Origin of the sequence: Wolbachia endosymbiont of Oryzaephilus surinamensis, from assembly GCF_025617515.1 — a bacterium.
In the GTDB taxonomy this organism is placed as follows: Bacteria; Pseudomonadota; Alphaproteobacteria; order Rickettsiales; family Anaplasmataceae; genus Wolbachia.
Genome location: NZ_CP092526.1, coordinates 826,258 through 851,256, shown reverse-complemented (window position 1 = coordinate 851,256; position 24,999 = coordinate 826,258). Strand labels below are relative to the sequence as shown.

At 34.7% G+C, this 24,999-nt stretch carries 17 protein-coding genes and 2 pseudogenes; 12 read left to right on the top strand and 7 right to left on the bottom strand.

Annotation, left to right across the window (positions count from 1 at the left end; all coding sequences use genetic code 11):
• The first annotated feature begins 21 nt into the window (after window positions 1–21).
• Window positions 22–906, top strand: a complete 885-nt coding sequence (locus MJ631_RS03735; protein WP_262986679.1) for a P44/Msp2 family outer membrane protein — start codon at window positions 22–24, stop codon at window positions 904–906.
• A gap of 178 nt (window positions 907–1,084) precedes the next feature.
• Here MJ631_RS03735 and topA read toward each other — a convergent pair whose 3' ends face one another.
• A complete protein-coding gene (gene topA, locus MJ631_RS03730) occupies window positions 1,085–3,535 on the bottom strand; it encodes a type I DNA topoisomerase (protein WP_019236955.1) in 2,451 nt (816 codons plus the stop codon).
• 648 nt (window positions 3,536–4,183) lie between these two features.
• Here topA and MJ631_RS03725 point away from each other — a divergent pair.
• Both MJ631_RS03725 and radA read left to right on the top strand, forming a co-directional pair.
• Window positions 4,184–5,455, top strand: a complete 1,272-nt coding sequence (locus MJ631_RS03725; protein ID WP_052264750.1) for an MFS transporter — start codon at window positions 4,184–4,186, stop codon at window positions 5,453–5,455.
• A 66-nt stretch (window positions 5,456–5,521) separates the two neighbouring features.
• Window positions 5,522–6,865 carry a DNA repair protein RadA gene (radA, locus tag MJ631_RS03720; RefSeq protein WP_019236958.1) on the top strand — a complete coding sequence of 448 codons (1,344 nt, stop codon included), beginning with the start codon at window positions 5,522–5,524 and terminating at the stop codon, window positions 6,863–6,865.
• Window positions 6,866–7,636: 771 nt separating this feature from the next.
• Here the strand turns inward: radA and ftsY are convergent.
• Window positions 7,637–8,548, bottom strand: coding sequence for a signal recognition particle-docking protein FtsY (gene ftsY, locus MJ631_RS03715; RefSeq protein ID WP_214303509.1), 912 nt, complete (start codon window positions 8,546–8,548; stop codon window positions 7,637–7,639).
• A 177-nt stretch (window positions 8,549–8,725) separates the two neighbouring features.
• Between ftsY and iscU the strand changes: the two genes are divergently transcribed.
• Genes iscU through MJ631_RS03695 form a run of 4 tightly spaced genes read left to right on the top strand, consistent with a single transcriptional unit; the run spans window position 8,726 to window position 11,816 of the window.
• Complete coding sequence (iscU, locus tag MJ631_RS03710; RefSeq protein ID WP_007302620.1) at window positions 8,726–9,109, top strand: Fe-S cluster assembly scaffold IscU; 384 nt, start codon at window positions 8,726–8,728, stop codon at window positions 9,107–9,109.
• A 5-nt stretch (window positions 9,110–9,114) separates the two neighbouring features.
• Window positions 9,115–9,501, top strand: a complete 387-nt coding sequence (locus MJ631_RS03705) for a HesB/IscA family protein (protein ID WP_006012614.1) — start codon at window positions 9,115–9,117, stop codon at window positions 9,499–9,501.
• Window positions 9,494–9,952 carry an iron-sulfur cluster co-chaperone HscB C-terminal domain-containing protein gene (locus MJ631_RS03700; protein WP_214303510.1) on the top strand — a complete coding sequence of 153 codons (459 nt, stop codon included), beginning with the start codon at window positions 9,494–9,496 and terminating at the stop codon, window positions 9,950–9,952. Before MJ631_RS03705 ends, MJ631_RS03700 begins: the two co-directional genes overlap by 8 nt.
• A complete protein-coding gene (locus MJ631_RS03695; protein ID WP_214303511.1) occupies window positions 9,930–11,816 on the top strand; it encodes an Hsp70 family protein in 1,887 nt (628 codons plus the stop codon). The genes MJ631_RS03700 and MJ631_RS03695 overlap by 23 nt, the downstream gene beginning before the upstream one ends.
• 3 nt (window positions 11,817–11,819) lie before the next feature.
• Here the strand turns inward: MJ631_RS03695 and lepB are convergent, their stop codons facing one another.
• Window positions 11,820–12,605 (bottom strand): signal peptidase I, encoded by a 786-nt coding sequence (gene lepB / locus MJ631_RS03690; RefSeq protein WP_007302623.1) that lies wholly within the window; start codon window positions 12,603–12,605, stop codon window positions 11,820–11,822.
• 199 nt (window positions 12,606–12,804) lie between these two features.
• On the opposite strand from lepB, the gene MJ631_RS03685 reads away from it, so the two are divergent.
• On the top strand, window positions 12,805–13,161 hold the full coding sequence (locus MJ631_RS03685) for a TrbC/VirB2 family protein (RefSeq protein ID WP_007302624.1): 357 nt from the start codon (window positions 12,805–12,807) through the stop codon (window positions 13,159–13,161).
• A gap of 2 nt (window positions 13,162–13,163) precedes the next feature.
• On the opposite strand, the gene MJ631_RS03680 is transcribed toward MJ631_RS03685, so the two are convergent.
• Entirely contained in the window at window positions 13,164–14,162 is a 999-nt protein-coding gene (locus tag MJ631_RS03680; protein WP_149168828.1) for a pyruvate dehydrogenase complex E1 component subunit beta, read from the bottom strand.
• 60 nt (window positions 14,163–14,222) lie between these two features.
• Window positions 14,223–15,995, bottom strand: a complete 1,773-nt coding sequence (locus MJ631_RS03675; protein ID WP_262986678.1) for an ankyrin repeat domain-containing protein — start codon at window positions 15,993–15,995, stop codon at window positions 14,223–14,225.
• A gap of 325 nt (window positions 15,996–16,320) precedes the next feature.
• Between MJ631_RS03675 and uvrA the strand changes: the two genes are divergently transcribed.
• Together uvrA and MJ631_RS03665 are read left to right on the top strand one after the other, a co-directional pair.
• On the top strand, window positions 16,321–19,134 hold the full coding sequence (uvrA, locus tag MJ631_RS03670) for an excinuclease ABC subunit UvrA (RefSeq protein WP_214303497.1): 2,814 nt from the start codon (window positions 16,321–16,323) through the stop codon (window positions 19,132–19,134).
• Window positions 19,135–19,185: 51 nt separating this feature from the next.
• On the top strand, window positions 19,186–19,890 hold the full coding sequence (locus MJ631_RS03665) for a ComF family protein (RefSeq protein ID WP_262986677.1): 705 nt from the start codon (window positions 19,186–19,188) through the stop codon (window positions 19,888–19,890).
• A gap of 115 nt (window positions 19,891–20,005) precedes the next feature.
• Here the strand turns inward: MJ631_RS03665 and MJ631_RS03660 are convergent.
• Window positions 20,006–20,287, bottom strand: a pseudogene (locus MJ631_RS03660) (transposase); the annotation flags it as partial.
• A gap of 482 nt (window positions 20,288–20,769) precedes the next feature.
• Here MJ631_RS03660 and MJ631_RS03655 point away from each other — a divergent pair.
• Entirely contained in the window at window positions 20,770–21,927 is a 1,158-nt protein-coding gene (locus MJ631_RS03655; RefSeq protein WP_052264780.1) for an ankyrin repeat domain-containing protein, read from the top strand.
• Window positions 21,928–22,244: 317 nt separating this feature from the next.
• Window positions 22,245–23,579: an AAA family ATPase gene (locus MJ631_RS03650; protein ID WP_262986676.1), complete on the top strand. Its 1,335-nt coding sequence runs from the start codon at window positions 22,245–22,247 to the stop codon at window positions 23,577–23,579.
• A 357-nt stretch (window positions 23,580–23,936) separates the two neighbouring features.
• On the opposite strand, the pseudogene MJ631_RS03640 reads toward MJ631_RS03650, so the two are convergent.
• A pseudogene (locus tag MJ631_RS03640) lies at window positions 23,937–24,885 on the bottom strand (IS5 family transposase).
• Window positions 24,886–24,999 lie beyond the last annotated feature (114 nt).

The window sequence follows — 24,999 nt, the reverse complement described above, 5'->3', positions numbered from 1 at the left end:
ATTTTAACTAGAGGAATAGTCATGATGAGTAAAAAAACATTAGCAGTTACAGCACTTGCTTTATTGTTGTCACAACAATCTTTTGCAAGTGAAACAGAAGGATTTTACTTTGGTGGTGGATATTACGGTCAATATTTGAACTTGGGTAAGTTGAAAGCAAAAATTGGAGGCAAAGATGCTAAAGATGATAACCGTGTATCTATAAATGACATAGACGCTCAGAGAACAGAAGGTCAGTTAATAAGTAAGTATAAAGGAGATTATAACCCACCTTTTGCTGCAAATGTAACGTTTGGTTACACAGGAGAACTAGGCAATAATAGCTATAGAGCTGAATTGGAAGGGATGTACTCTTCTGTAAAAGTAGATAATATTGGTTTATCAAGTAATCAAGTAACTGTTTTGTATCTAAAAGACGTTAGTGAGAGTGCTAATAAAAAAACTTATATGTATAAAACTGTAATTAATCATGACCAAGTAGAAAACGCATCTGTAATGGCAAATGTTTATCATTATTGGAAAAGTGATAGTTTATCTTTTTCTCCTTATGTTGGGGTTGGAGTCGGTGCAACAAGAATGACAATGTTTGAAAAATCGTCAATAAGACCTGCAGGTCAATTGAAAGCTGGCTTTGATTATCGTATAAACGAAGATGTAAATATGCACATCGGATATAGAGGTTTTGGTGTTCTTGGTAGTAATGTTGATTTTGAAGCAGAGGTGTTAGGAGAAATGAAAGCAAAGCAACCGGTAAACCCAGATGGAAAAAAGATATTAGAATTGAATAAAAGTCAAAAACCATCGGACCAGAAGTTACACAAAGAAAGTATCAGTATAGGCAATCAAGTGTTTCACACACACGGTATAGAAGCTGGTCTTACTTTTCATTTTGCAAGCAAAGCTTAACTCTGATAGAGACTATTTTCCTGGTAGCACGTCTGCGTCACACGACTGTAGCTGCTAACCAGGTGACAACTTTCTCGTTATCTGAATATTTTCTTTCTTGTAATTCAGGCTCTTTTTTTCTCAGTTCCAGCGTGTAGCGCTGGAACAACAATAAAAAGCATATGGTTATGCAAGAAGTCTACTTTTTATTCTTAATTAACTCTAAAGCCTTCTTCAGATCTATACTTTCAATATCTGCATTCTTGCCCAACGCAACGTTTGTTTTACCGCATTTTATATAGAATCCGTACCTACCGTTGCAGATAAAAACTTCTTTTCCCTTTTCATTAAAACCAAGAGATTTTAGCTCTTTGCGTGGGCTGCTCTCAATAATTTGTATAGCTTCGTTTAATTGTGTGTCTAATACCTCCTTAGAGCTTTTTTTAAGAGAAAAGTATCGACCATCATAGAGAATATAGTACCCAAATCGTCCAAGACCTATTTTTACTTCTTTTCCAGTTTCAGGGTGCTCTCCGATTATTTTCGGCAGGGAAAGTAATCGAGTGGCGGTATTTAGATCAATATCATTAACATTTATATCTTTTGGTACAGAAATCTTTTTTTTCTTTTCTGACTCACTATTAAACTCCAGATAAAGTCCAAAAGGACCTTTTTTGATCATTACCTCTTGGCCTGTCATATCATCTATACCCAAACTTTTTGGATATTCTGAATTGTCATTACTGCCCGTAATTTCTTTTGTATGATTGCATGCAGGATAGTTAGAACATCCAAGAAACACACCGGCTTTTCCAAAATTTAATTTCAATATACCACCAGAGCAATTAGGACATTTTTTACCTATTTCTTCCTTTCCTTCCTCTGAGCAAAACCAATTGACTACCAAATCATGAATACCACTAAAAATCTCATCATGTGTCATTTGCTTAACAGAATTTACATGATTAAAAAATGGCACCCAAAAATAGCCTAGTTCTTTTTTCCAATCTGCATGTCCATTTGAGATTGAATCAAGCCTTTCTTCCATTTGTGCTGTAAAGTCATACTCTACACAACGCTGAAAAAAAGTTTCCAAAAATATAGTCACGATCTTACCGCGGCTGCTTGGAATAAATCTTTTGTTATCCAATGAAACATATTCACGATCTTGTAATACCGAAATAATTGTTGCATAAGTTGATGGGCGACCTATACCGACTTCTTCCATTTTTTTTACTATACTCGCTTCACTATAACGAGGTGGCGGTTGAGTAAAATGCTGTTTCGGATCAACAGAAATCAACTTGCACGCTTCCTCTTCCTTCATGGCAGGTAGCAGGCCTTCATTTTCGGCTTCTATGTTATCTTGATAAACTTTATAAAAACCATCAAAGAATATACTTGATCCACTTGCTCGCAGAATCACTTTCTGGTCAATAGAACTAATTTCAACTACCACTTGATCAAGAATCGCCGATTCCATTTGACTTGCGATGGTTCTTTTCCAGATTAAATCGTATAATTTAAATTGCTCTGGCGTTAAGTAATCCTTAATACTACCCGGTGTTCTATTAATATCAGTTGGCCGGATTGCTTCATGTGCTTCTTGAGCATTTTTGACCTTTTTTACATATTTACGAGGAGACTGCGGTAAATATTTATCACCATATAATGACTTAATTGATCCCCTGATTGAGTTTATAGCCTCATCTGCAATATGAAACCCATCTGTACGCATGTAAGTTATCAACCCTACGGTTTCACCACCAATATTGATACCTTCATATAAATTTTGCGCTACTCGCATAACATTTTTCACATTAAAATACAGTTTATTCACTGCATCTTGCTGAAGACTTGAGGTGATAAATGGAGGAAGCGGGTTTCTCTTAACTTGCTTGCGTTCTACTGTGCTTACAGCATACTGCCTTGACTCGATCTCCCTGACTAAGTTCTTTGCCTCTTCTTCATTCTTAATATCAAATTTTTCTAGCTTTTTATTGTCATAGTGGCTTAGCATAGCAAAAAAAGCCTCATCTTTGCTATTTTGCATTTCTGCCTTTATGCTCCAATACTCCTGTGTTATAAATTTACTAATTTCATCTTCTCGTTCGCATATAAGCTTTAATGCAACAGACTGCACTCGCCCTGCAGATTTGCTTCCCGACAATTTTGTCCACAGCAGCGGTGACAAGCTAAATCCAACTAGATAATCCAAAGCTCTGCGTGCTTGCTGTGCACGCACTAAGTCCATATTAATTTCACGTGGATTTTTTATAGCTTCTTGCACTGCTCTTTTTGTTATTTCGTTAAAGACTACTCTATGAATGTTACTTTCATCATTGATTGCTTTTCTTTCCTTTAGTGCCTCTATCACATTCCAAGCTATTGCTTCCCCTTCTCTGTCTGGATCTGTTGCAAGGTATATATCTGATGTTTTACTAGCTTCCTTGACTAACTCTTTTACATACTTTTCTGCTTTTTCAATAATCTCATACTTCATGGCAAAGTCATTATCAGGATCAACAGAACCATTCTTCGCTGGCAGATCTCTGACGTGGCCAAAAGATGCAGCCACTTTGAATTCTTTACTCAAATATTTACCTATCGTCTTTGCCTTTGCTGGCGACTCAACTATTAATAATGCCATAATTATTAGTACTTAAAGGTAATATGTTGAAATATATAGAATAAAAAGTAAAAAAATATTTTAATGGTCTTTCCAATTTTTCTAAGTAATTGTTTGATGTTCGCAAAAAAACTAATGAAAGAACCTGCTTTATAAATTTTTTCAACTCCCTTACCATAAGGATAACGCTATACTATTTATCTTCGTCTGTGCAGATTAAACGACAAAAGCATAATGCAGTTGTCGTCTTATTTTTAATTTTTTGCACTATGTGCATCTTATTTCTTTACAAAACTTCCAGTTTTTTAACCATATAAGCTGAAACGGGCTGTTTAAGACAGGCCAATTTTCAGGATTAGAGCTAGCTAATAGGGGGTTTCTTTTGTCTTTTTTCTACTTGGTAAATTTCTTGATATTTGTAGCTAAAGTAATTTAAGAGAGGTGTCATCCCAGTGTCGGAGCACTGGGATGACAAGAAAAGGAGTACTGGAATGACACATTCCACCATGTCATTCCAGCGGATGACCAGATTTTTTTATTTGATCCCAGACTGGCTGGTTATGCAAGTTCCAATTTTAATAATATTTACATATAAGCCATACGCTTGAGTTGCAAAGTTCTAAAAAGCAGCAAAAATAAAAATAAGTAGACATTTACAAATTAAACTAAGTGTACAATCAACAAACAAGAGTATTGATTGCAACAATACTCTGTAGAATCGCAATATGGTATGACCATATGCTCTTTATTGATCTGGTTAATATAATTAGTAGAGAATTTTGTTATGCAAAAGATATCTACTACAGCATATTGCAATTGTTTGGAATTGCAGGACTGGGTGCAATGGTAAGACCACTTGGTGCATCTGTATTTGGTCACATTGGTGATAGGTATGGAAGGAGAATGGCGTTAACGATTGCTATCTTGCTAATATCGATTCCTTCTAGTCTCGTTGCGTTTATTCCAAGTTATAGTAAAATAGGAATAACCTCTACTATGTTGCTTCTTACAATCCATCTGATACAAGGGGTTGCACTTGGCGCTGAGCAAGGAGGTAGCTCTGTTTATCTCATAGAGCATTTACCTAATAAGAAAAAACTAGGAATGTTTTTTGGAATAATAAGTTTTGGTCGCTCTATTGGCATATTGCTCTCTGTGGTTGCAGTGATCATCTGTAAAAAAACCACTGATTTTAACGCTTGGGGTTGGAGGCTGCCGTTTATTTTTTCAGCCATTTTAGGATTAATAAGCGCATATAGTATATATACACTAGGAGAAACTCCAGTGTATGAAAAAAATCGAGAACAAAGAAATTTACCTAATTTACCAATAATAGAGCTTACAAAACGCTATAAAAGAGCCCTGATACTTGCCATTTTAATATCTGTACCTGTTAATGTTGCTGTTGGATTTACCATATTTCTTAGAACAATTGCAAAAGAAATAGTGTCTGTTGAAACTTATGTAACAACGTATGTCAACGAAGTTGTACTCATTATAACCAGTATATTAATGCCGATATCTTCAATAATGCTTGGAATTTTAGCTGATAAAACAGGAAGAGAACGCACTGCAATCTTATTTATAGTGATAACAATGGTATTATGTTGTCCTATGTTATCTATTGCATATTACTATAAAAGCTATCTTATAATCATGTTGAGTGTTATGGCTCTTTCTATAATCGAGAGGGGTATTAATCCTATAGGGATAGTTACTGCTGAGCTTTTTCCTACTAATGTTAGATTTAGTGGTGTGAGTTTATCACGTAACATTTCTTATGCCCTGCATGGTGGATTTACTCCTATGATATGCACTGGGTTTACTATAATGTTTCCTAAAATAGACTTTGCTGCTGGGCTTTATGTAATTTTTTGCTTATTAGTCAGCTTAGTAGCAATATTGCAAATAAAACCACAAGATAAAAAGTGTGATTGGTAATTTTCTCTATTTAAATTTATTTCACTTATTTAGCTAATTTTTATTAGAATTATAATTTTGGCTTTTATGAAAACTGCATACGTATGTCAATTCTGCGGTCATAGCACTGGAAGGTGGGTAGGAAGGTGTATTGCATGTGACAGTTGGGATACGGTTGTCGAAGAAATAGTACTAAAAACAGAAACGAGAAGTACATCTGCACCAATTTCAATAAAAGCGTTATCAGATAGTGAAATTATTACCCCCGATCGTTTTTTAACAGGAATAGAAGAGTTAGATAGAGTTTTTGGTGGAGGTATCGTTCAAGGTGCTAGCATTTTAATTGGTGGTGAACCTGGAATTGGCAAATCTACTCTTTTGCTTAGGATTGCAGCTAATGTTGTACAACTTTCCTCTTTTGAATGTCTTTATGTATCTGGCGAGGAATCTTTAGAGCAAGTGAGCCTCAGAGCAAAGCGTCTTAAGATAAATGAACCTAAAATTAAGCTTTTATCTACAGTATCTTTAACTGATGTAGTAGCAACAATAAGGAAAAATAAAAGTATTAAGTTCTTGATAATTGATTCTATACAAACTATGTATGATAGCAAAGTCACATCAGCACCAGGAACTGTAACTCAAGTCCGTACCTGCGCTCATGAATTGACTGTTCTTGCAAAGCAATATAGTGTTTCTCTCTTAATAGTTGGCCATATAACGAAAGATGGACAAATAGCAGGACCTAAAACCCTGGAGCATATGGTAGATACAGTACTATATTTTGAGGGTGAAAATAGTAATCAATATCGCATTTTACGCACTATTAAAAATAGATTTGGCCCTGCAAATGAAATTGGTGTTTTTGAGATGTCTGAAGCAGGACTCATGCCTGTTGATAATCCATCATCATTATTCTTGACCGTACATGATAGAGAAGTAGTTGGCAGCGCCGTATTTGCAGGAGTTGAAGGCTCAAGACCAATCTTAATGGAAGTGCAAGCATTAATAGCAAGGACTAATATGGCAACTCCAAGAAGAGCAGTAGTTGGTTGGGATATTAATAGATTAGCTATGATAATCGCGGTTCTAAGTGCTCGTTGTAAAATGTTTTTGCATGATAAAGAAGTATACCTAAACATTGCGGGAGGACTCAAAATACAGGAACCATCAGCTGATCTTGCTGTTGCTGCTTCCCTTATTTCAAGTTTAGTAAATTTACCGCTACTAACTTCTTCAATAATCTGCGGTGAAGTTGCACTTTCAGGAGAAATTAGAAATGTTTCGCATGCTGATCTCAGACTAAGGGAAGCACAAAAGTTAGGATTTAAAAAAGCGATTATGCCTAAAAATGGCAATTATTCTTCTCATGATATTGAGATAATTAAGCTTGGTCATATAAAAGAGTTAAAAGAGGTCTTCAATCACAATTAAATATTATCTGCATGAACATTTTGCTTGTGGGAAGGGTGTCATCCCAGCTTCCATAATGTCATCTGAGTAGGTGACACTGGCTTCTTTTTTTACTGTTTTTACTGTAATTAAAAATTCATTGGATCTTGATTATATATTTCCTCTGCTATAAGCAATAATTTTTCGCTCTCATCAAAGAGACTTTTTGCGCTAGCTGCTAATTTCTCACTAATTTGTGGTAGACATTGTCATAATATACTCCTTAAATTTTTAAAATATATTTATGTTGGTATACAAGTATCAATATTACATTAATATAATTGCTTTTTAGGCATGAGTGACAAGCTGAAGTGGTTTTTAATTACTCAAAAAACAGAAACGTTTCTATTTCCTACACTTTCTAAAACCATAGGTACCAGTTGGTTTTTAGCTAAAGTAAAGGTCAAGTATCTGGAATTCTGGACATAAAATCCTCCTGTGTAAAAAAGAGTTAGAAAAAAAATGCAGTGCACATACGACAGATATACACTGAAGAATACATTTTTTAATAAGTTTGATTAAAAAGTCTGCAGACTAAAGATAGATTTTGAGCTCTTAAAATATCTCTATTTGTAATTATAATGAGATTGAAAATATGCGGAAGTAATTTTTATACGTTAACGGCTCACCCAACCCACTTGCAATCTGGATCCCAGACTGGGATGGCAAGAAAAGGTTACTCGGATAGGAAGTACTGGAATGACACCATCTAAAAATTGAAGCTTGGTCATATGAAAAAGTTAAAGGAAATCTTCAATCACATTTAAACAGCGCTTCAGCAAACTCTTTGCCAGTAAATTCCCTCAGGTCTTCTATACTTTCACCAATTCCTATAGCGTGTAATTTTACCTTATAAGCTTCTGCAAGCCCAATCACTACTCCACCTTTGGCAGTACCATCTAGCTTTGTTACAATTAACCCGGTAACACCAACCATTTTACTAAAGGCCTCTAATTGGCTATAAGCATTTTGGCCAGTAGTTCCATCAAGAACTAAAATAACATCATGAGGAGCAGTATCATCCAATTTCTTTATCGTTCTATGTATTTTTGACAGCTCTTGCATGAGATTTACATTGTTTTGTAGCCTTCCTGCTGTATCAATTAAAACAACATCAACGCTATCTTTTATCGCTTGACTTACAGCTCTATATGCCACACTTGCAGAATCGCTACCGTGCTCTCCAGTAACAATAGAGCAATCAGAACGTTCTGCCCAAATATTTAGTTGCTCACTCGCAGCAGCTCTGAATGTGTCGCACGCAACAAGCATAACGGATTTCCCTTTTTCCTTATATTTATAGGCAAGTTTACCTATAGTTGTAGTTTTTCCATTACCATTCACTCCGCACACCATTATTATGTGTGGTTTTTTATTCAAAATGAGCGGCTGCACTACAGGGTTTAATATCGACTCTATTTCGCTCATTAACTGCTGTGTGATAACGCTATGCTCAACTTCTGATTCAAATTTGATACTTGCGAGCTTATCAATAAGCAATCTAGAAGTTTTATGACCTATATCCATGCTAATCAGCAGCTCTTCCAGATCATCTAAAAGCGACTGATCTAATTTTTTTTTGCCAGAAAAAATATTTTTTACTCCACCACTAAAACGGGAGGAGGTTTTTAATAGTCCTTGATAAAGATTACTGAATAAACTCAAGAAATACTCCTTTCAAAATTACCATATAAAGAATGACATGCACTATATGTATTTGTAAAGTAAATACACTCGTAACCTATATATTTTGTGAGTAAAATGTACTGCTTGCTAGTGTATTTTACTTTAGTTTTTAACCTAAATATGTTATAATGTAAGTAATGGTTTACGGGTAGTTCTATGAGTTATAATGAGAAAATTTTAGATCATTACGAAAATCCAAGGAATGTTGGTTCTCTGGATAAAAATGATCCAAATGTTGGTACTGGTTTAGTTGGTGCACCATCATGCGGAGATGTAATGAAACTGCAAATAAAGGTCAACGATAAAGGTGTTATTGAAGACGCAAAATTTAAAACTTTTGGTTGTGGTTCTGCTATAGCTTCAAGTTCTTTGCTTACAGAAATGATCAAAGGAAAAACTATTGAGAATGTAACAAAGATAAAGAATACTCAAATAGTGGAAGAATTGTCTTTGCCGCCAGTAAAGATACACTGTTCAGTACTTGCTGAGGATGCTATAAAAGCTGCTATTCATGATTATCAAAATAAACAAAAACATTGAGGAATATGAGTGAATTTCAAGGAGTAAATTCTGTTAAAAAACCTATCACTCTAACCGCAAATGCAGTAGAGAGGGTAAGGTTTTTATTGGACAAAAAGAAGCATGCTAACCTTGAAGAAGCAATAGGAATAAGAGTTCTAATTAAGCAAAAAGGATGCTCTGGTTTAAAATATGATATTGAGTATGCATATGATGTTCGTCCTTTGGAGTCGGTAATTGAAGAAAGCTGCAGTGATGATCAAAAAGTCAAGGTGCTGATCGATCCAAAATCTATCATGTTTATCCTTGGCTCTGAAATGGATTATGTAGAGGAAAAATTCTCATCAGGTTTTATTTTCAAAAATCCTAATGAGAAAGGAAAATGTGGTTGTGGAGAGAGTTTTCATGTCTAGCAACCATTTCACATTATTTGGAATTGAACCGGCTTTTAACATCAGCTTTGATGAGCTGGAGAAAAAATATATTGAGCTAAGCAAAACTGATATAAATGAAAGAGAGTCCAAAAGTATGGAAAATATCAACAAAGCTTATCAGGTACTGAAGTCACCGCTAAAGCGTGCCGAACATTTGTTGGATCTTTTTGACGTAAAAAGCAAAAAAGAGCATCTTGATCCTGAAATATTAAATGAATCAATGGAAATAAGAGAATACTTTCTAGACTGCGATGATTTACAATTTGCAAGTAGGATGATTGATGAAAAGGTAAAAGATTGTACTAAAAACCTAATTAATGCTTTTGCTACAAAAAATTTTGATGAAGTTGCTACGCAAGTTTTTAGATTGAGATATTTATATAAGTCATTTGAGGAGATAAAGGAAAATGCGGCCAGTTCAAATTTCTGAACCAAGTTCAAATGAGGTAGTTTTTGGTATAGATCTTGGAACTACTAACTCTTTAATTGCCATGGTAAATAAAGCTGGCAATGTAGAAATATTTAAAGATGAGCAAGGTCGTGAACTATTACCTTCTGTCATTTCATATGAAAAGGATGTACTAAAAGTAGGCTACGATGTTGGCGAAAACGCTATCTGCTCTATAAAACGCTTAATGGGTAAAAGTGTTAAAGACTTGCATAAAGAAGGTATCAATTGTGAAATAGATAACGAAAGTGAAAAAGTTATTAGGGTAAAATGCTCAGAAGAAAAGTATCTCACTCCTATTGAGATCTCTGCTGAGATACTAAAAACTCTATGCAAGAGGGTAAAAAAATTCACAGGGATGAAAGTTAACAAAGCAGTGATTACTGTACCAGCTTATTTTGATGATTCAGCACGTAACGCAACCAAATATGCAGCAAAATTAGCTGGCATAGATGTTCTTCGCCTCATTAATGAACCAACCGCTGCAGCACTTTCTTACTCCATTGAAAAGAACAATAACAGTGGCATATATGCAGTTTATGACCTCGGTGGTGGAACATTTGACATTTCAATATTAAAATTACATCAAGGAGTGTTTCAAGTTCTTGCAGTTGGTGGTGATACTAAACTTGGTGGTGATGATTTTGATCATCTACTTAGTTTAATCGTGCTTGAAAAGTATAGAGAACAGGTAGGTTTAAATAAAAAATGCTCTAGTGTCATCCCAGTCTGGGATCCAGAAAGTTTGATTGCAATTGAACACACCAGAAAGTTATATAATAAGAACTGGATTCCAGTGTCAAGCACTGCACCATCTGATACAACTACCTACAAATTACAACATTCATACACTAAAACTGGTATCTGCAATATACGTGCTATAAAAGAGTACCTAAGTGAAGATACCTCTGGCACTTTTGAATTCAGCATCAATGGTGAATTATTTAAGTGCAAAATTACCAAAGAAGAATTCGAGCAAGCAATCAGTCCTTTGGTTAATAAGACTATAAATATAGTTACTCGTACTATAAGCAACATAGATCTTAAAATCGATGATATAAAAGGGGTAATTTTAGTTGGTGGCGCAACTAGAGTGCCATTAGTGCAAAATTCACTAATCAAACTCTTTGGCAATAAAGTGCTGAATGATGTGGATCCGGACAAAGCAGTTGCCAATGGGGCAGCTTTGCAGGCTCATTATTTAACTTCAAACTCAAAAGATAGGAGTATTCTCCTTGATGTGCTGCCTTTATCACTTGGCATAGAAACTATGGGGGGAATAGTTGAAAAAATTATACCAAGAAATACACCACTACCAGTTTCAGAAATAAAAGAGTTTACAACTTACGCTAACGGGCAAACAGCAATGAAAATTCACGTTTGTCAAGGAGAACGTGAAATGATAAAAGATAATAAATCTCTAGCACGATTTGAACTCAAAGGTATACCACAATTGCCTGCAGGTTCTGCAAAAGTTGAAATAGGATTTACAGTTAGCATTGATGGAATATTGACTGTCACTGCAAGAGAAAAAACTACTGGAGTCGAACAGACAGTTAAAATAAATTCAAGCTCTGGCTTAAATGAAGAAGATATTCAAGATATGGTCAATCAGTCAGTAAGTAACTTTGATGAAGACATGAAGGCTCGTTCCCTTGCAGAGGCTAAAATTAACGGTAACAAGCTCATACATCTAGTTGAAAATGTTTCTACTGAGCAAAAGTTAAAAATTTTACTACAGAACGCAAAAGACGCTTTACAGGAAAATGACTTAGACAACATTAATAATGCTATCTCTGAGTTAGAAAACTCTGCTTTAGAATTATGCGAATCAGCAGACAGATAGAGTTCATACAACTTTGTGAAGTACCCTGTCAAATCTCAGAGCAATAGGTAACCTAAAATCAAACGGCAACCAATCAACTTTGCCTAATTTAAACGATAAACCAACCATGCTTACGCGTCCAACTATATTTTCAGTTGGTATTAACCCAATTTCAGAAAACCTGCTATCAAAAGAATTATTTCTATTGTCTCCCATAACAAAAAATTGATCATCAGGCACATAATAAACTGGAGTATTGTATGATAACTTATTAGAAAGATTATCTATTAGAATTTCATGCTCCTTGCCGCTCGGGAGTGTTTCGATGTATCTTGCTATATTACGCTTTGACTCATAATCAAAAAAATTTTCAATTTGTCTTCGTTTTACTTTCTGATCATTTAAATATAACTCCCCCTCTATCATTTGCACTTTATCGCCCGGTATTCCTATTACCCGCTTAACAAATCTAATGCTGTCATTTCTTGTAGGCTTGAAAACTATTATATCACCACGCTCCGGAGGGGTATAAAAGATTCTACCGCTAAAGATGTTTGGAGAAAATGGAAAAGAGTGTTTACTATAACCATATGAATATTTACTAGTAAAAATATAATCTCCCTCAAGTAGAGTGCTTTTCATTGAACCAGAAGGAATATGAAATGGCTCAAATAAAAAACTACGTATTGATAGCGCAATTAGTAGCAAAAAAAACAGTGAAGATAAAAACTTTCTCGTTCTTGCTATCCGGTTCTCTCTCAATTCTTTCAATTTTATTTTCTTTATAAATTTAAGCTTATCATAACACATAAAAGTGGTAATGTGAAATTTTACTCATGGGTGTTATTGCTCTTTTTCGAAAGTCGAAATAAGCTCTCAAGTAATTGACAGTGATTGATAACCAATAGACATCATTTGCTATGCAATATTGTATAAATCACAATGCTAGTTTTACTAAAAATTATACTATTTTAGATATAATTATAGTATTTAAACTTAAGGTATAGGGATGAACCCTACAATTAGAAAGGTTTTTTGTATTCTACTTATAGTATTATTTATTTCTTTTTCTCATGTTGGAAGTGCTGCTAACTCTAATGACGATACAACTGCTCAAGTAATATGTAATATTATTGGCTACGTTTGGGGAATAGGTGGACCGCTTATGACCGTAGTGATAATAGGAGCAGCTTTACTTGCAATATTTGGTAGAATGCCGTGGCCTGCTCTTTTCGCCCTCGGTGTATTTTGCGCTGTGTTTTTTGGCGCTAAAACTATTGTCATAAAAGTAATGGGTGGTATAAACTCTACAAATGCCTCTTTTATGGAAGAATGTGGAACGGGAGATAAAAAAAAGAGTCAATAGGACTATTTCTTTCTAAAGCAGACTTGGTGCACAGCTTCAACTATATCTTCCACTTGTGGTAATGCTTTCTTTTCTAGGTTTGCAGCATAAGGTAAGGGGACATCCTTGCCGGTTACCCGTACAACCGGAGCGTCAAGGTAGTCAAATCCTTGTTCCATAATCATGGCTGAGAGTTCTGCTCCTATTCCTGCAAATGGCCAACCTTCTTCTATGCTTACTAATCTATTGGTCTTCTTAATAGAGTTAATAACTGTTTCAGTGTCAAGTGGTCTTAAGGTTCTGAGGTCGATAACTTCAGCTTCTATTCCTTCACTAGAGAGTAAATCTGCCGCATTTAACGCATCCATTAGTTTCAATGAAAAAGCAGTGATAGTTACATCCTTTCCTTCCCGTATAACAGCAGCTTTGCCTATCTCAAGTAGATAATCTTTATTTGATAGCTCAGAGTCAGGAACTTCATGCTCATGTCCATAAGCGATCTCGTTTTCTAGAAATATTACCGGATTAGGGTCACGAATTGCAGCTTTAAGCAGACCTCTGCAATCGGAGGCAAAGTAAGGTGCTATTACTTTCAACCCTGGAACATGCGAATACCAAGATGCAAAGCACTGAGAATGTTGTGCAGCAACTCTTGCTGCAGCTCCATTTGGTCCACGAAATACTATAGGGCATCCAAGTTGTCCACCCGACATATAATTTGTTTTTGTTGCGGAATTCACAATTTGGTCGATAGCCTGCATAGAAAAATTAAAAGTCATAAACTCCACTATTGGCCTAAGTCCAGCAAATGCTGCTCCAACAGCAAGACCAACAAATCCATGTTCGGTAATAGGTGTATCAACTACCCTATTTTCTCCGAACTCTTTCAGTAATCCTTTTGTTACTTTATAAGCACCATCATACTCTGCAACCTCTTCACCCATGATAAATACATCAGGGTCATTTTGCATTTCTTCTCTGATTGCCGTGCATAACGCTTCTCTTACACTTAAGCTTGCCATTTGTAAATCTGTAAATTTCAACTGAAATAACTATATCAAAATTACCAGGAAGCGCACAAGTTAAGTTTTACAAGCATCATGTTGCATTGAGCATTGAATACTTACTTCTTTTAATTCAGTAGGTTGCGGTGATAGTGCGTATGTAACTCCACCGACTATCAATGAAGACATCACAGAAATTGCAATCATTGATAGAATTGGTAATTGGAAAGCTACACTAAAGATAACACCTACTGTCAACATGGTTACAAGGTTTACAGAAGCAACTTTTAAGAAAGACAGTTGTCTTTTTTCTGTTTTTTCTAGTAATACTTTATTTGCTTTGGTTTTGCTTAATTCACTATTAAGTGTTGTATTTTTACTTTTTAGATCTTGTATTTGTTGTTTTAGTGATTGATTCTCTTCACTTAGTTTATCAAGTACTTCTAACCTATTCTCATGTTCAACAATGCAATTCTTTAATCTTGTTAGTTCTTTTCGCTCTTCTTTTAATGACTGAACTCCTAACATCTTCACTTTGTCATTACTGCCATTGCTCAAATTTAGCTGATCATTGCTTCTAGTTGTTCCTCCTTCTGTTGATCTAGTTTTTTTCTTCTTCTTTAAATTCCTTTTATTCTTGATTGCTTCTTGAAGAAATTCTGCTATTTTGGTACAATTATTCATGTTAGCAATATCTGATGGATACCGTTTCTGGCCATCTTGCACTTCAACATCTGCTCCTTTTTTTATCAGGTACTTTACTATTTCTATATTGTCCTGTGTAGCAGCATAATGTAAAATGCTTTGCCCATCTTTATCTTGTGCATTAACATTTGCTCCTTCTTTGATTAGGAATTTTGCTACTCCTAGATCACTACATGCAATAGCAAAATGTAAAGGAGTCCTTCCATCTTTATCTATTTCTTCAACATTTGCTCCTTTTTTTATCAGGTACTTTACTATTTCTATATTCATATGTATAGGAGCATAATGTAAAACGCTTCGCCCATCTTTATCTTGTGCATTAACATTTGCTCCATTTTCTACTAGATATTTTACCACCTCTAAGTCATTAGATACAGCAGCATGATGTAAAGAGATTCGTCCATTCTGATCTCGTGTATTGATTTCTCCTCCATCTTCTAATATAGATTGAACTAAAGTTTCAGATTCATCTTGTTGTTCTTCCTCTTGCAACTTTAGAACCTCTTCTCTTTCTAATGTATCACCTACTTTGTTTATACTGTTTTCAATGATTGAGTCTGAAGAAGTCTGTTCATCATTTCTGTAGTCTTCTGAAGCTTCATTATTAGGCTGCAATAAAGAATATCTTCCACTAGCTTTTCCTCTCGCATCAGCATAAAGTTGTTCTCCTGTCTCTAACATTTTTATTATGATATCTCCATTTTGCATATTACAAACCATAGCTCTTGGAGTTTTGTCTTCACTATTTTTTAATAGAGGATTTGCCCCAGCATCCAATAAAAGCTGTATTACCTCTTGATGACCACGCGAAGCAGCAATGTGCAAAGCAGTTAACTTAGACTTAACTCCATCAAGTTCACGTATTGGCTCATTAATAACTTTTACTCCCTTTTCTAGTAGGAGTTTTACTATTAGTACACTGTTACATTCTACAGCAAAATGTAGCAATGTGTAATTTACAATTTTGCCTGAATCAAGAATACCGAACATCTTATCTACTTTCAAATCGTTATAATTCCTATATAATTCTGAGTTAACATCTCTTAACTTACTTTCTATTCTTTTAAGCAAATTATCCTTATTCAAACCCTCACTCTTACCTACCTCATTTATTATTTCAAAAAACTTCTCCTTCTCTATTACCATAACCTTTCCCTCTAAATTTATTTTTATCGCTGCATAATCTCACAAAAAAGTTAAATTTATCAAAATTCTATATTTTATATAAAATAAAATTTCCTGTTTCCAAAAATTGGTAAGCATGTTTTTGATGAGATTGTAGAAAACATACTTTTATGACACCATTTGTTGTACGAACTAACTTGGCGAAAACAGATGTTTATATAGTTGTATGGCAAAATGTTTTGCACTAGTTGTGCTACTTCGTTTTCCGTAATAGTTGAAAAAATTAGTAGAAAGTTGTTGTAAGTTTATGTATTTTGAGGCTGTAATGGTCAAAGGTACATGAAGTATGATCAGAGTTAAAGGTGCAAGAGAGCATAATTTGCAGGGTATTGATGTCAATATACCAAAAAATAAGTTAGTTGTTATAACTGGACTAAGTGGTTCTGGTAAGTCTAGCCTCGCATTCGATACGATTTATGCAGAAGGCCAACGCCGATACGTCGAAAGTCTATCGGCTTATGCACGTCAATTTCTTAATATTCAAGATAAACCTGACGTTGAATCGATCACAGGCCTCTCTCCTGCAATATCAATTAACCAAAAATCGATCTCAAAAAATCCAAGATCAACTGTTGGAACCGTTACTGAAATTTATGACTATCTACGCTTAATATATGCGCGAATAGGCATTCCTTACTCACCCGCAACTGGATTGCCAATAACGAAACAGACTGTATCTCAAATTGTAGATACTATTACAGCATTACCTTTAGAAACTAAAGTATATATAATTGCTCCTATTGTACGTGGTAGAAAGGGAGAGCATCTAAAAGAGATACTGGAAATTAAAAAGCAGGGTTACGTAAGACTAAAAATAAACGGTGAAATATGTGATATAGATGACTTGCCTAAGCTCGATAAAAACAAGAAACATGATATTTTTGTGATTGCAGATAGAGTGTCCATATCAGATGATATAGGAAATCGACTACCAAGCAGTATAGAATCAGCATTGAGACTTGCCCATGGCTTAATGTATGCAGAAATAGTTAACTTACCTGATAACCACAATTCCGAGTATAAAAATGGTCAAACTTTAACTTTCTCAGAGAATTTTGCATGTCCTGAGTCTGGCTTTACTCTTGAAGAAATAGAGCCAAGATTGTTTTCTTTTAACAGCCCCTACGGTGCATGCAGTTCATGCAATGGGCTCGGTAAAAAGCTAAGTGTTGATGCAAAGCTAATAGTGCCAGATGAAACGCTCTCGATATCTGAAGGTGCTTTAAAGCCAATTGGATCAATATTCCGTCAAGTGCATACAAACTATGGATTGCTAAAAAATGCAATTCTGTCACTGGCTGAAAATTGCAAATTTAGTCTTGATGTTCCGTGGAAGAATATAGACCAAAAAGTGAAGGATTTAATACTTTTTGGCTCTAGAGAAATGAAATTTCAAGGTTTGGTCAGTATCCTAGAACGCCAGATGGATTACGATGCATCACTTATTGATAGGTATTGTTCTGTTACTGACTGCAAAGAATGTGCTGGCTATAGATTGAGAAAAGAAGCACTTACAGTGAAAATTGATGAAAAACACATAGGTGAAATATCAGGGCTCAGCGTCGATGAATCCCTTGATTGGTTTGAAAATTTGCCAGACAAGCTCACAGAACAACATAAGCAAATTTCAAATAAAATATTAAACGAAATAATCAAAAGGCTGACATTTTTAAAGAATGTAGGGCTAAATTACCTTACACTTGACCGTGAATCTAGCACTCTTTCTGGTGGTGAAAGCCAGAGGATCAGGCTTGCTTCGCAAATTGGCTCTGGTTTAACAGGAGTGCTATACGTGCTTGACGAACCCTCAATTGGCCTTCATCAATGTGATAATGATCGATTAATTGCCACACTTAAAAATCTGAGAGACATGGGTAATACTGTGATTGTTGTTGAACATGATGAAGACACAATAATGGCTGCTGATTATGTGATTGATATTGGTCCTGGAGCTGGTGTAAACGGAGGAAAAGTTGTTGCAGAAGGAACACCAGATCAGGTACAAAAAAATTCAGGGAGCATAACAGGACAGTATTTAAGTGGAAAGAAGGAAATTTCAATTTCAAAAAGAAGAAAGCAAGCAACTCAGTTCATAAAGGTAGTTAATGCTTGTGAGAACAACTTAAAAAATATAAATGTTGAATTTCCTATAGGGAATTTTATTTGTGTTACTGGAATATCAGGAGGAGGGAAATCAAGTTTAGTGATAGAAACATTATATAAATACTCAGCACACAAGATAAATCATTCATCTGCAAGGCATGGTCAATGCGACAAAATAGAAGGCCTTGAGTATATAGATAAAATTATAGAAGTTGATCAATCGCCAATTGGTAGGACCCCAGCATCAAATCCAGCAACATATGTTGGTATGTTTACTCACATCAGAAATTGGTTTGCAGGTCTCCCAGAGTCGAAGGCACGAGGTTACAATATAGGCCGATTTTCATTTAATACCAGGGGAGGAAGATGTGAAGCTTGTAAAGGTGATGGGCATTTAAAGATCGAGATGCATTTCCTACCGGATGTTTATGTGAAATGTGAGCAATGTAGAGGACAGAGGTATAACCGAGAAACATTGGAAGTTACTTACAAGGGAAAATCAATTTCTGATGTGCTTGATATGACAATAGATCAAGCATGTGACTTTTTTGAAAATCTTCCAATGATAAAGGAAAAGTTGATTTCTTTACAGGAAGTAGGGCTTGGCTATATAACGCTTGGACAGTCGTCAACAACGTTGTCCGGGGGTGAAGCACAACGAATAAAGCTGTCTAAGGAACTATCAAAGCGATTTACCGGGAAAACATTGTATATTCTCGATGAGCCAACAACTGGGTTACATTTTGAAGATGTAAATAATTTACTGAAAATACTCCATAGGCTAGTTGATTTAGGAAATACTGTTATAGTTATTGAGCACAATTTACATGTTATAAAAACTGCTGATTACATAATAGATATTGGTCCAGAGGGTGGAGTAAAAGGTGGCGAAGTGGTTGCTGTAGGAACTCCAGAAAAAGTTGCACAGACTCCAAAAAGCGTTACAGGCAAGTATCTTAAAACATATTTATTGGATCAAGTATCGACTATTTCTTAATAATTAGGTTATGAGGAGCATTTTAAAAGGTATACCTAACATATTTAATTCATGAATCTTCTCTTATTAAAAAAAGCTACAGATCTCATATTTCCAAACGTATGCGTAAGTTGTGAACGTATAATTGATAAAAGTTATGATTTATGTAGTGAATGCAATAAAAAAATCAATTTTTTAACTAAGCATTACTGTAATGTTTGTGGTGTAGTAATTCCAGATAACATTGATACATGTGGTAAATGCATCAGTAACCCTTCACCATTTAAAGTATTAAGATCAGTTTTTGCTTATGATGAACATAGCAAAAATATGATTATAAATTTTAAATTTTTTGATAATTTAAATTATGTGAAAGTCTATGCAAAGTGGATGTACAAAGCTAACAAAGACATGTTTCAAAATGCAGAGGTCATAGTTCCCATACCGCTACATAAAATACGCTTATTTAAACGTAAATATAATCAAGCAGCATTGCTCGCGAAGGAATTAAGTAAGTTATCTAATTTATCTTATACACCATTTGCAATAAAACGTATTCGTCACACCAAACCTCAAGCTGGTCTTTCACTTAAACAGCGTGAAAAAAATTTGAAAAATACTTTTAAAGTAAGTAACAGCGAAATTATCAAAAACAAAATCGTGATATTGGTTGATGATGTAGTAACAACTGGCGCAACCGCAAGGTCTTGCTCTCAGGAAATTTTAAACTCTGGTGCCAGAGAAGTGGGAGTGCTATCGCTTGCAAGAACTGTATGAAAATCAGCTTTAAGGTATAATTTTCATTTTTGAAAACTGTTTAGTGTCTTAGTACTAACTTGTGTATCATTCCTCTTAAAAAAAAGTCTAGTTATAGTGTATACGGAGTCTATAATTATAGCTCTTTTTCTAATAGTTCGAATAGCTGAATATTCTTTCTGGCTAAATTTTTTATAACAAACCAATGGTTTGATTAAAATCAGGAGAATATGGAGGCAGATATATAACTTCAGCACCGACACTTTTAACAAAGTCACTTATTTTCTATGAAAAGTTGCATTATCCAAAATCACCCAGCAAAAAGCTTGAACTAGCTATTAAAAACGTCTGTATCGCAATAGCCTTCAAAAATCATAGGCGCCATAATTTTTCCCTTATTCAAAGCTGCAATCATATTTTTGAATACTCACTGCATTCAGAAAAAAATAGGTACATGCTAGTGTAATAGCACTGGATGTAATAATTGGAACAAGTAAAAAAGCCTCTATTAGTTTTCTTATAGAGCTGGCTGGTTTAATGCTGTTATTATTCAATGATGCAAAATAATTTTCACTAAGGTTGGCCATCCATTTTGCGCCAGATAAGACCCTCTCACTATTTTTTTAGATAAGTTGACTTGTATTTGCTTTCCCATGTTTATAATTATGCTAATAATAAATATGATAAGATCAGTATAAATTTTTTACTTCCGTGTTTTTTCTATTGTTGTTTATAATGACTATAGTTACATCACATATTTCTTTCAATTAAATGGATCAGTTATTTATTGCAAATCACTGACTTTTTTAATGGATTCTTTTTCTAAATAATTTACAAAAATGTGTTTACTTTTGTTTGTAATTGTGTAGTAACTGCAACGTAAAGTTATAGGAGGTAAAGATGAATTTTGAAAATCTGAAAAAGATATTAAGTGCAATTGATAAAGATGCAAGTGTAAATAAAGATAACGTAATTAATAAAATAAAAGAGGTATTGCGAAGGGAAGATACAATAGCGTATCAAGAGTGGGAAAATAAAAATTTTAGTATAAATCATACATTCATCCAAAGTGATCCTGATGCCGAATTTACATTATTAATTGCAGCTGCAGCATCTAGCTGTAAGGATTTAGTGAATGTTTTATTAGATAGGCATGCGGATGTTCATGTAGAAGATGAAAATAGAGAGACTGCTTTGCATCATGCCGTTTATAGTAGATGTGTAGGTGTAGTAAATGCTCTACTAAAAAAAGGTGCTGATGTTAATGTAAAAGACAGAAGTGGTAGTACTCCTTTGCATTATGCTACTATATATGAACTCATAGATGTAGTAAATGCTCTACTAAAGAGAGGTGCAGGTGTTAATATAAAAGATGGAAATGGTCGTACTCCTTTACATTATGCTACTATATATAAATTCATAGATGTAGTAAATGTTCTACTAAAAACAGGTGCAGATATTAATGTAAAAGATGAAAATGGTAGTGCTCCTTTGCATTATGCTACTTTAAGTAACCATGTAGAGGTAGTAGATGCTCTGTTAGCTGAAGGCGCAAGTGTTCATGTAAAAGATAGAAATGGTAGTACTCCTTTGCATTATGCTGCTAAAAATGGCTATTTAGAGATAGTAGATGCTCTACTAGACAGAGGTGCAGATGTTTATAAAAAAGATAGTTTGCAGAAAACTCCTTTGTATTATGCCATTATAAATCACCAAGAAGATACGGTAGAGAGTATAAAAGGGTTTTTAAAAAATAAAGTAGTTCAAGGTAGTGTAGTTGTTGGTGGCTTAGTTGCCATGTTAGGGAATTTTGTAACATCGACGCTTTTTATAACCGAGACAATGGAAATTACATTAACATCTGTTACGGCAGCAATAGCTGTATCTGCATCAACAGCATTAACATCTGGTTATGTTAAATATCTAATGTCAAAATTCGATAACGAAATAAAAGAAATAAAAGAGCGACAAAACGTAATGGAAGGGAGGCAAAGCTTAACAGAAGGGTGGCAAAGTGTAGATCTACAAAGCATACGTATACATAATGCTCTTTCGTAAATTTTTACTTCCGCACTTCTTTAGTGTTGCTTATGATAACTATAGATTCATATTTTAATTAGAGGCTTTAATTACCTACTTTAAGTTATTGAATTTCTTATCATAGCATCTGTCATTCCAGTACCCTGGAATGACAGAAAAAGAACACTGAATTAAAAATACAACATACCATCTTATATCTTAATACTGCATAATACCTCGATCATAGATTGATTAAGGACACCTTGAGTTATCTCTTTAATTAGTCTTGCTTTACTATGAAAAGCTTGTACTCTTTAAATGTATTATTTATAAATTAACTGTTTATAAGCTAAAATATGTCTAATAGAGCTAATATAACTTTTTTTATAGCTGGTGCTATTGCTTCCCTTACATTAATTACATCTGGAGTTTTTGCTGTAGCTCCTTACGTTGCATTTTTATCTTCAGTTGCAGCTTTAAATATAGCTCCCCCTGTTATTTTTATTTTATTTGCGCTTTCTGCAGTAGTAATTGTGTTTTCATATAAAATGATTAAACAAAATAAAAAATCTCAAGAAAACTCGAAAGCTGAAGTCGAAGAGCCGAATAAAGGGTTAAGGAAAGAAGAAAATAAGCTAACTCCAATTAAAGAAGAATTAGAAGATGGAAAGGATAAAGAAAATAAATACGGGTTTAGTGGTCTAGAAGAAAAAGTTCATAGAATTTCAGAGAATTTTGTAACGAAAGATGAAGTGAATGGGTTAAAAAAAGAGGTTAGTGATCTTTCTGCAAGGTTAATTAATAGTCCTGCAACAAAAAATGAAGTAGAAGCAAAGCTGAATATGGAATTTTACGCAAAAGATGAAGAAAGAGGGTGGAATACAACATTTAGTGATATTATATTACCAAATGACATAAAAGAAAAGTTGAGAGGAATTTGTGAGTCAAAAAGCGGAGGATATCTCTTGTACGGTCCACCAGGAACTGGTAAGACTAGTATTAGTAAGGCAATTGCAAGTCAAACTAAATCTCTGTTTGCGTTTATGTCTGTTTCTGCGTCTTGCTTGTCTAGTCAAAGGAATATAGATCAAGTTTTTGAGAAAGCAGAGACAAACAGTCCTTGTATGATTTTTATAGATGAGATTGACGGAGTTGGTAAAAAGCGAACTGTTAATGAGGATGCAGGGCCTTTAACTTATTTACTCACTAAATTGGATAAAGAGTTTTTATCCTCAAAAAATATAATGGTGATTGCTGCAACTAATCATAAGGATCATTTAGATCCTGCGTTTACTAGGGGTGGTCGTTTGGAGTGTATTGAGGTTCCTGGGCTGGATAAAGAAAGTACGCGTAGGGGAATACTAAAAGAATATCTCAAAGAATTAAGCCCTCTAAATATTGAAACTATTGTAAAGAGTACTAATGGTTTTTCACCAGCAAATCTGATTGGTTTAGCCAAGTATATACGAGAGGAGAAAAGTAAAGGCAAAAGCACTCCTATTTTCACTTTATGTGAAAGATTTAAGAAGGAACATAACATTGAAGATAAGAAGAATGAGAAACATAGTAACGGAAAAACTAAAAACAAGGATACAAGGCTATCATCTGGAAGCTTATCTAGAAGTTCATCAGTAAGCTCTTCATTGAGTGATGTATCTTCTCGAGGAAGTAAGTGGCAAATCGAGGAATAAAGAGAATTACTACACAGTCTGGTCATGCAAGTCGAATCATGTCATTCCAGTGCTTGACAATAGTTTTTATCCAGAAGGAACTTCTAAAAGGGTGTCATTCCAGTACTGAAATCCAGGAATTTTTTGAGCACGCAAGTTATGCCAAGTTTTTTGTTGGTAAGAAAGGCTGGATCCCAGTACTGGGATGACAGGAAGAGGGCTACTCGGGTGACATCGAAGGGGCTACTTGCATGACAACAAAGGGGCTTGCTTGCATAACTCAAATTCAAAGAAAAATCATTTAATGTCATTCCAGCGCGTGACGCTGGAATGGCTTTGTTGCACAGCTCTTCGGATAGTGGGTAATGTATAATAAATTCATGAAGCTATATCAAACTTAGCCATGCCTATTTCAGTAAATTTGTTAAGCAAATAACACTTGAGTAGCAGTTCCTTCTCACGATTAATCTCAGATTTATTCCTAAAACTAAATCCAAATATTTGCTTCAGTCGCGAGAAAAAACTTTCTATATAAGATCTCTTCCAATAATTTATCTCTTTTTTCCACCTCTTCATACCATCTTCATCATATGACTTTATGAGCTTGATTGTAGAATTTCTCTCATTCATATAATCCAACTTTGGATGCTCTACTGCATTATTTTGCGGAGGAATCCTTGTCTTTATGTCAAGCTCATCGCACAGTTTGTATAACTTCTTTCGATCTATCTGCATATATCGTGCTTATGTTATACTTGGTATCCACTCTTTCAATAAGATCACAGGCTCCATAGTGGTCGGAATAAACTCCACTACTGTATTTTGCAGCTATAACTTTTTTACTACCTATCTCTAGCATTACATGTAGCTTTCTTGTTTGCTCATAGCGGCGATACTTTCTATCTGTACCATTTGCCTTACTATGGCCTGGAATATTATTGTAGATGCTGATACCTGTACTATCTATAGCAATTTCAATATCTTCCATATCGTTCTTATCAACTCTGCAGTCGTTGATTTTGATATTAAGCTTTTTAAACCTTCTTGAAGCCTGCGAATAGCTGATAATTTGCAAAATTTTCCCTATTTGCTCAAGATATTTCTCTATAAATCCCACTGTTTGCCTAAGACCAATCCTGAATAGATAGGTTATTATGTGAATTAGAATCACTACTTTGTCGCTGTAGACATTGTTGCCACCTGCTACTTTTGGACTATTTTCGTACCAATTTTCAATGGCATCGTTGATATAATGAAAAACATTTCCCCTTTCTTGAAGAAATTTGTTATATTCATTGCAGTTACTGACTTTCATTCTTATTGGCATATTTTTCCTTTGTCGGCTAAATATCTATTTTATAACAAATTCCATCAGTAACTGCCTGTTCTTTCCTTGAGTGGTGCAACAAAGCCAGCTGGAATTCAGAAATAAAGAACAATG

What these genes read in the sequence shown, in the direction of transcription:
- MJ631_RS03675 (WP_262986678.1), bottom strand. Translation starts at nt 15,995, where the DNA reads ATGGTAATAGAGAAGGAGAAGTTTTTTGAAATAATAAATGAGGTAGGT.
- MJ631_RS03735 (WP_262986679.1), top strand. Translation starts at nt 22, where the DNA reads ATGATGAGTAAAAAAACATTAGCAGTTACAGCACTTGCTTTATTGTTG.
- MJ631_RS03665 (WP_262986677.1), top strand. Translation starts at nt 19,186, where the DNA reads ATGAATCTTCTCTTATTAAAAAAAGCTACAGATCTCATATTTCCAAAC.
- MJ631_RS03655 (WP_052264780.1), top strand. Translation starts at nt 20,770, where the DNA reads ATGAATTTTGAAAATCTGAAAAAGATATTAAGTGCAATTGATAAAGAT.
- radA (WP_019236958.1), top strand. Translation starts at nt 5,522, where the DNA reads ATGAAAACTGCATACGTATGTCAATTCTGCGGTCATAGCACTGGAAGG.
- MJ631_RS03680 (WP_149168828.1), bottom strand. Translation starts at nt 14,162, where the DNA reads ATGGCAAGCTTAAGTGTAAGAGAAGCGTTATGCACGGCAATCAGAGAA.
- lepB (WP_007302623.1), bottom strand. Translation starts at nt 12,605, where the DNA reads ATGTGTTATGATAAGCTTAAATTTATAAAGAAAATAAAATTGAAAGAA.
- MJ631_RS03650 (WP_262986676.1), top strand. Translation starts at nt 22,245, where the DNA reads ATGTCTAATAGAGCTAATATAACTTTTTTTATAGCTGGTGCTATTGCT.
- MJ631_RS03685 (WP_007302624.1), top strand. Translation starts at nt 12,805, where the DNA reads ATGAACCCTACAATTAGAAAGGTTTTTTGTATTCTACTTATAGTATTA.
- MJ631_RS03700 (WP_214303510.1), top strand. Translation starts at nt 9,494, where the DNA reads ATGTCTAGCAACCATTTCACATTATTTGGAATTGAACCGGCTTTTAAC.
- MJ631_RS03695 (WP_214303511.1), top strand. Translation starts at nt 9,930, where the DNA reads ATGCGGCCAGTTCAAATTTCTGAACCAAGTTCAAATGAGGTAGTTTTT.
- iscU (WP_007302620.1), top strand. Translation starts at nt 8,726, where the DNA reads ATGAGTTATAATGAGAAAATTTTAGATCATTACGAAAATCCAAGGAAT.
- uvrA (WP_214303497.1), top strand. Translation starts at nt 16,321, where the DNA reads ATGATCAGAGTTAAAGGTGCAAGAGAGCATAATTTGCAGGGTATTGAT.
- MJ631_RS03705 (WP_006012614.1), top strand. Translation starts at nt 9,115, where the DNA reads ATGAGTGAATTTCAAGGAGTAAATTCTGTTAAAAAACCTATCACTCTA.
- topA (WP_019236955.1), bottom strand. Translation starts at nt 3,535, where the DNA reads ATGGCATTATTAATAGTTGAGTCGCCAGCAAAGGCAAAGACGATAGGT.